Here is a 6,503-nt window from a genome sequence, read left to right as displayed (position 1 = left end):
CGGGCTACACGCAGGTGGAACGCCGCTCCAGCGCGGTGCAGGGCGAGGAACTGGCGGCGGCGCTGGAGGGCGTGCACTTTCTCGGCATCCGTTCGCGCACGCAGGTCACGCCAGAGGTGCTGGCCCAGGCGGAGAAGCTCGTCGGAGTCGGCTGCTTCTGCATCGGAACGGATCAGGTGGCGCTGGACGCGGCGGCGGAGAACGGGATCGTCGTGTTCAACGCGCCGTATTCCAACACCCGCTCGGTCGCCGAACTCGTGCTCGCCGAGGCCATCCTCCTCTTGCGCGGCGTGCCGGAGAAGAACGCGCTCGCGCACCGCGGCACGTGGGCCAAAAGCGCCTCTGGCGCGAACGAGGCGCGGGGCAAAACGCTCGGCGTGGTCGGGTACGGCAACATCGGGGCGCAGCTCTCGGTCCTCGCCGAGGCGGTCGGGATGCGCGTCGTGTTCTACGACGCGGCGGCAAAGCTCCCGCTCGGCAACGCCAGAGGCTTGGGCAGCCTGGAGGCGCTCTTGGCGGAGGCGGACGTGGTCACGCTGCACGTGCCGGACACGCCGCAAACGCGCGACATGATCGGCGCGGCGGAGCTGGCGCAGATGAAACCCGGCGCGGTCCTTCTCAACGCCTCTCGCGGAACCGTCGTGGACCTGGACGCGCTTGCAGCGGCGCTGCGTTCGGGGCATCTCCGCGGCGCGGCCGTGGACGTGTTTCCCAAAGAGCCGAAGTCGAAAGAGGAGGCGTTCACGAGCCCGCTCCAAGGCATCGACCGCGCGCTGCTCACGCCACACGTTGGCGGCAGCACGGAAGAGGCGCAGGCCAACATCGGGCGCGAGGTGGCGGGCAAACTCGTGCGCTACTCCGACAACGGCTCGACCGAGTCCTCGGTCAACCTCCCCGAGGTCTCGCTGCCGGAGCACCCGTGCTGCCACCGTTTTCTGCACATTCACGCCAACCAGCCCGGCGTGCTGAGCGCCATCAACGGCGCGCTCGGGGCCTCTGGCGCCAACGTCGTGGGTCAGTACCTCCAGACGCGCGGCCCCGTCGGCTACGTGGTCACGGACGTGGACGACGACGGGACCGACGCCGCCGAGGCGCTGCTGGAGTCCCTGCGCGAGGTGCCCGGCACGATCCGCACGCGCGTGCTGTTTTGAGGTTTGAGGGATGAGGGGCGCCGGCTGATTCGTTGCGCCAGAGGCTTCTCGGGCCTCTGGCGCCCCGTCGGTCCGGTGTCAGATGATCCTCTGCACCGCCCGGAGTCTCTGGCGTAGGGTTTGAAAGACATGGGGTACAGGTCTACTCCCAGATGCCATGCGTCTTTCTACTCTGCTCCCGACTCCCGCCCGCTCCCTCGCCCTGGCGCTCCTCATGGGAGCCGTCGTCACCGGGTGTGGCGACGCGCCAGAGGCCGTAAACGCGCCTCTAGCCTCCTCTGAGGCCGGTTCTTCATCTCGCGACTCTGCGCCAGAGGCACCGGCGGATCCGCTCGTTACAGGCCCCGAGGTCATGGAAACGCCCGAGGACTCCGCCCCGGCGGTTGGACGCGAGCCGTCTGCGCCAGTGGTCACTCCGGCGCCAGAGGCCCCGGCCCGCCCCGCGGCGCCCGCTCCCGCCTCACGGCCCGCGACGCCGCCCGTTACGTCCATGCCGCTCCCCGAGCGCCCGCCGATGACGGCGCCGCCCGCGCCGAAGCCCGCCGACACCTCTGGCGCCGACACGTTCTGGACCCGTTTCCAGGCTGCCGTCAAGCGCCAGGACCGCGCCGCCATTGAGGCCGGCCTGGCTCAGACGATCCGCGTGGGCGACCGCACCTTCGCCCGCAGCAGCGAGCCCGTCCAAGACGTGATCACGGCCGTCGTGACGCAAGAGGAGGTCAAAGACGCCTACCTCGCCGTGGACCGCCTCACGCACGGCGCGGCGGGCAGCACCTTCCGCACGACCATCACCTACGAGATGGAAGGCGAGACGTACGACGTGGTCGTCTTTGGAACGGTCGCGCGCGTGGCCTCTGGCGAGTGGAAGCTCGTCGAGGTCGGCAGCGAGGGGTAGCGGCGAAGAGGGATGCGGGATAAGAGAGGGATAGGGGCGTCTTCTACGGCGAGGCCGTGGCCTCTGGCGCCAGAGGCGTTCCCACATCCCTCCATGCCTCTCCCATCCCGTATCCCTCCTGTCGTCCCGGCCAGAGGCTACTCCACCTCCAAGGAGGCCTCTTGCGGCTCGCCGTTGTGCACGAGCAATGTGGTCCCAGCGGCGTCGACCAACTCCTGGAGGCCCTCGCCGTAGGCCTCGGCGCCAGAGGCGTCGGGACGCTGCATGCCGAGAATGGTGAGGTCGGTTTCGCGGCTCTCCTCGCGGAGGATGTCCACAAAGTCCCGGTCGTTGCGGAGGAACACGCGGACCTCGGCGTCCACGCGGACGGCCTCCAGGCGCCGCTCGGTCTCCTCGCGGACGGGCGCGATGGCTTCCTCGCGGCCTACCATGCGGAGCACGCGGATCGTGGCGCCGTTCCAATCGCGGTGGAGGTCGATGAGGTGCGCGAGGATCAGCATGAGGTCGCCGTTGCCGCCGCGGCCGCCCCACCACACGTCGATCGTGGAGTGCTCCCCGAAGCCTTGCTCCTCGTCCACGTGGAGGAACAGGACGGACTTGTGGAGGTCGGCAAGGTCGCGCAGCACGCGCAAGAGGAGCCCGCGCCCGCCTGGCGTCCCGCTCCAGCCCATCATGACCGTGTTGGCCTCCAGCCGTCCGATCCCGTGCGCCTGGCTGACCGCGACGGCGCCAGAGGCGAAGTCGGGCACGATCTGCGCCTCGGCAAAGGCGTTCATGCCACGGTCGCGGATGTAGGTGCGGATGCGCTCCTGCGCCGTCTCGCGCAGGCGGGGCTTGTTGGGGTCCTCCACGTTGCCCGTGATGAGCTGCGAGAACGAGACGATGCCGCGGCCGAGGCTGAGCCACGTGCTCAGCGCGACGAGCGATTCGCGGTTGTGCGGCTGGCCGGTGAACACCATCAGGTTGGGGCGCCAGTTGCGGGAGTCGCCCGCGCCGCCGCCACGCTCCAGCTTGAGCAGCGCGAAGCGCGCGAGGCTCGTCCAGACCCCACTGCGCACGTCGCCCCACGTCCCGGCGAGCGCGCGCCGCCGCAACGCGAAGTAGATGCCGTACGTGACCACAATCGCCGCAACCGTTGCGGGCGCGTTGATGAGGAACATCGCGCCGTAACAGCCGAGCCCGCCGAGCGCGGGGACGATCACCGGAACCGAGAAGGTCGGCCGGAAGCTGGGGTTGCCGACGGCTTTCTCGATGGCCGCGACGAGGTTCACCATCCCGTAGGTGTTCAGGAAGAACATCGTGATGATGGGCGCGACCACGTCGAGGTCGCCCGCCCAGATCACCGCCACGGCCACGGCGCCGGTCAGCAGAACCGCCGCGCGGGGCTCGGTGGCGCTGCCCATCTGCGAGGCCATCCACCGGGGAACCACGCGGTCCTTGGAGACCGCCTGCAACGTCCGCGGCGCCGCCAGCACGCTGCCTAGCGCCGACGATAGAGTGCTCGCCGCTACGCCCGCGAGAATCAGAATTGGCACCGCCGAGATCTCGCTCATCGCCGCCGTATTGCCGATCAACTCCTGGGGCGAGAGGTGCGTCGCAAACCAGACCGCCGCCGCCACGTAGATCACCGCCGTGACCAAGATGGACACGATGGTGCCCAGCGGGATGCTCTTCGATGGATCCTTCAGATCGCCCGAGAGCGAGATGCCGACCTCGATACCAGTCACGGCCGGGAAGAAGACGGCGAACACGATCCAGAACGAGACGCCTTCGGTGTAGCTGTCGCTCATCGTCGGCGCGATCGTCTCGCCCCACCCCCCGGCGAAGAACGAGACCAGCGCCGCGATGAGGACCGCCAGGATCCCGTACTGGATCTTGAGCGCGAAGTCCGCCCCCACGTACGCGATCACCACGAACATCAGGACCACGCCAGAGGCGAGGATCTGCGGGTCCAGCCCCGCCATGAACGGGATCACGCTCATCGCCTCCACGAAGCCGATGATGTAGAACGCGACGGAGATCGCCTGCGAGAGGTACAGCGGGATCCCGATCGCGCCGCCGATCTCCAGCCCCAGACTCCGCGAGATGAGGAAGTAGTTGCCGCCCGCCTTGACGTTCATGCTCGTCGCGATGGACGAGAGCGAGAGCCCCGTCAAAAGCGAGATCGCGTTGGCGAGCAGGATGATGATCAGCGCGCCGCCCAGCCCCGCCTGCCCCACCACCCAGCCGGTCCTCAGGAAGAGGATGATGCCGAGGATGGTGAGCACGTTGGGCGTGAACACGCCCGCGAAGGTGCCGAAGCGGCCCGCGGCGGGCGTGAAGCCGGAGTCGGAAGCAGCCATGGGGAAGGGGAGGGGCGGCGGAGTGTACCCACACCGTCGCACCGTCGCGCGCCTTCTATGCCGCCGCGCCTCTGGCGCTGGCGCGTGCCGCCTCTGGCGCCAGAGACGGACGAAAAACGGGCGGCCCTCCGAAGAGAGCCGCCCGGACTTTTGGCGCGGGGCCAGAGCACACGTCGCGCCAGAGGCCCATCGCGCGGGCCTCTGGCGGGGGCGCTACGCGCTCAGGTTCTTATAAGCGCCGATGACCTCGCGGACGTGGTCGCCAGAGGCCTTCATGTCGGCCTTCTCCTTGTCGTTGAGGTCGAGCTCGACGACCTCCTTCACGCCGCCCTTGCCGAGGCGGACGGGGACGCCGATGAACATGTCCTCCAAGCCGTACTGGCCCGTGACCCACGCCGCGGCGGGGAGGATGCGGTTGGAGTCCTTGATGATGGCCTCGACCATCTCCGCGGCTCCGGCGCCCGGCGCGTACCACGCACTCGTGCCCATGAGCTTGACGATCTCGCCGCCGCCCTTCTTGGTGCGCTCGATGATCTCATCGAGACGGGACTCGGAGATGAGGTCGGTGACCGGCTGGGAGCCGATGGTCGTGAAGCGGGGGAGCGGCGTCATGGAGTCGCCGTGGCCGCCGAGGAGCATCGCGTTGATGTCGCGGACGGACGCGCCGGTCTCCATCTTGAGGAAGGCGCGGTAGCGGGCGGTGTCCAGCACGCCGGCCATACCCATCACGCGCTCGCTCGGGAAGCCGCTCTCCATGTACGCCACGTAGGTCATCACGTCGAGCGGGTTGCTGACGACGATGATGATCGTGTTTGGCGAGTGCTTCGCGACCTGCTGCGTGACGCTGCTGACGATGTCCGAGTTGACCTTCAGGAGGTCGTCGCGGCTCATGCCCGGCTTGCGGGGGAGGCCTGCGGTGATGACCGTCACGTCGGAGTCCGCCGTGATGGAGTAGTCGTCGCCGCCCTCGATCACGGTGTCGAAGCCGTGGATCGGCGCGGACTCCATCAAGTCCAGGGCCTTGCCCTGGGCGACGCCCGCGTTGATGTCAATAAGGGCGATGTTCTGGACGATGTCCATGCGGGCGACGCACTCGGCGACGGTGGCGCCGACGTTGCCTGCTCCTACGACTGTGACTTTCATGTTTCTCGGGAAGGGGGAGGGAAAAGCTGCCAGAGGTTAACCGGGAGCCCTGGAAGCGGTTCGCGCGGAGGAACGGAGAAGAGGCGAAAAGAGATCGCAGAGCACCGCGCCGCTACACCGGAACGCCCTAGCCTCTGGCGCCAGAGGCTCCGGCCAGCTTGATTCAGTCCCCAGTCCCCAGTCCCCAGTCCCCAGTCCCCAGTCCCCAGCTACCGCTTGACCGCGTAGCCCAGGTAGCCGATCCACGGCGGGCCGCCGATCTTGAACGCGAAGGCGGGGTCCACGCGCCTCTGGCGGACCGAGCGCCAAAAGGCGCGGTCCGGGACGGGGTGAACGCCCTTCACTTCTTGCACCTCCAGTCCCGCGTCGGCATGCATCGTGCGCAGGTCTGCGGGCGGGATGAACAGGCGGTAGACGTGGATGTGCTCGGGGCCGCGCGGCGAGACCACCTTGAACCCGTGGACGGCGAGGGCCCACGCCAGAGGCGTTTTGTTGAACGTGTGGAAGAACACGGCTCCTCCCGGGCGCACCACGCGCGAGGCTTCCGCGATGGCGTCGGCGGGGCGCTCCACGTGCTCCAGCATGTCGAGCAGGAGGACGGCATCCACGCTCTCGTCCGGGACATCCAGCGCGTAGGCGTCGCCAACGGCGAACCGGGCGTCCAGGCCCTCCGGCGTGCGGCGCCGCGCTTCGGCGATGGAGCCCGGGGAGATGTCGATGCCCTGTACGGAGTAGCCCGCCTCCGCAAGAGGCAGCGAGACGAGCCCGGCGCCGCAGGCGACATCCAGGATCTCCGCGCCGAGCCCAATCTGCCTCTGGCGCAGCACGTCGAGCACGTACTCGATCTTGACCCGGCTCTCGACGCGGAGCAGCGCGATGGGATGGTCATCGCCCTCGAACCACGCCTCACCGAGGTCGTCGTAAAAGGCGTTGTTGATCTCGGGCATGACTGAATGCGGTCGGCGTTCAGCC

General features: G+C 68.6%; 5 protein-coding genes. 2 read left to right on the top strand and 3 right to left on the bottom strand.

What is annotated here, in order from left to right; translation table 11 throughout:
- Both serA and BSZ36_RS19455 read left to right on the top strand, forming a co-directional pair.
- Positions 1-1,151 (top strand): phosphoglycerate dehydrogenase (serA, locus tag BSZ36_RS11950; protein ID WP_094549240.1); only part of this gene is annotated, 1,151 nt, incomplete at its 5' end.
- Between the two features lie 157 nt (positions 1,152-1,308).
- Positions 1,309-2,046, top strand: coding sequence for a hypothetical protein (locus BSZ36_RS19455; RefSeq protein WP_094549238.1), 738 nt, complete (start codon positions 1,309-1,311; stop codon positions 2,044-2,046).
- Positions 2,047-2,183: 137 nt separating this feature from the next.
- On the opposite strand, the gene BSZ36_RS11940 is transcribed toward BSZ36_RS19455, so the two are convergent.
- From BSZ36_RS11940 to ubiG, 3 genes are all read right to left on the bottom strand, one after another.
- Entirely contained in the window at positions 2,184-4,388 is a 2,205-nt protein-coding gene (locus BSZ36_RS11940; RefSeq protein WP_094549236.1) for an APC family permease, read from the bottom strand.
- A gap of 213 nt (positions 4,389-4,601) precedes the next feature.
- Positions 4,602-5,531, bottom strand: a complete 930-nt coding sequence (gene mdh / locus BSZ36_RS11935) for a malate dehydrogenase (protein WP_094549234.1) — start codon at positions 5,529-5,531, stop codon at positions 4,602-4,604.
- A gap of 209 nt (positions 5,532-5,740) precedes the next feature.
- Positions 5,741-6,478, bottom strand: a complete 738-nt coding sequence (ubiG, locus tag BSZ36_RS11930; RefSeq protein ID WP_094549233.1) for a bifunctional 2-polyprenyl-6-hydroxyphenol methylase/3-demethylubiquinol 3-O-methyltransferase UbiG — start codon at positions 6,476-6,478, stop codon at positions 5,741-5,743.
- Positions 6,479-6,503: the final 25 nt, after the last annotated feature.

It is taken from the genome of Rubricoccus marinus (assembly GCF_002257665.1).
GTDB classification, from domain to species: Bacteria; Bacteroidota; Rhodothermia; order Rhodothermales; family Rubricoccaceae; genus Rubricoccus; species Rubricoccus marinus.
The sequence above is the reverse complement of the archived record's forward strand: the minus strand, read 5'-3'. Positions and strand labels throughout refer to the sequence as shown.

What these genes read in the sequence shown, in the direction of transcription:
- ubiG (WP_094549233.1), bottom strand. Translation starts at nt 6,478, where the DNA reads ATGCCCGAGATCAACAACGCCTTTTACGACGACCTCGGTGAGGCGTGG.
- BSZ36_RS11940 (WP_094549236.1), bottom strand. Translation starts at nt 4,388, where the DNA reads ATGGCTGCTTCCGACTCCGGCTTCACGCCCGCCGCGGGCCGCTTCGGC.
- BSZ36_RS19455 (WP_094549238.1), top strand. Translation starts at nt 1,309, where the DNA reads ATGCGTCTTTCTACTCTGCTCCCGACTCCCGCCCGCTCCCTCGCCCTG.
- mdh (WP_094549234.1), bottom strand. Translation starts at nt 5,531, where the DNA reads ATGAAAGTCACAGTCGTAGGAGCAGGCAACGTCGGCGCCACCGTCGCC.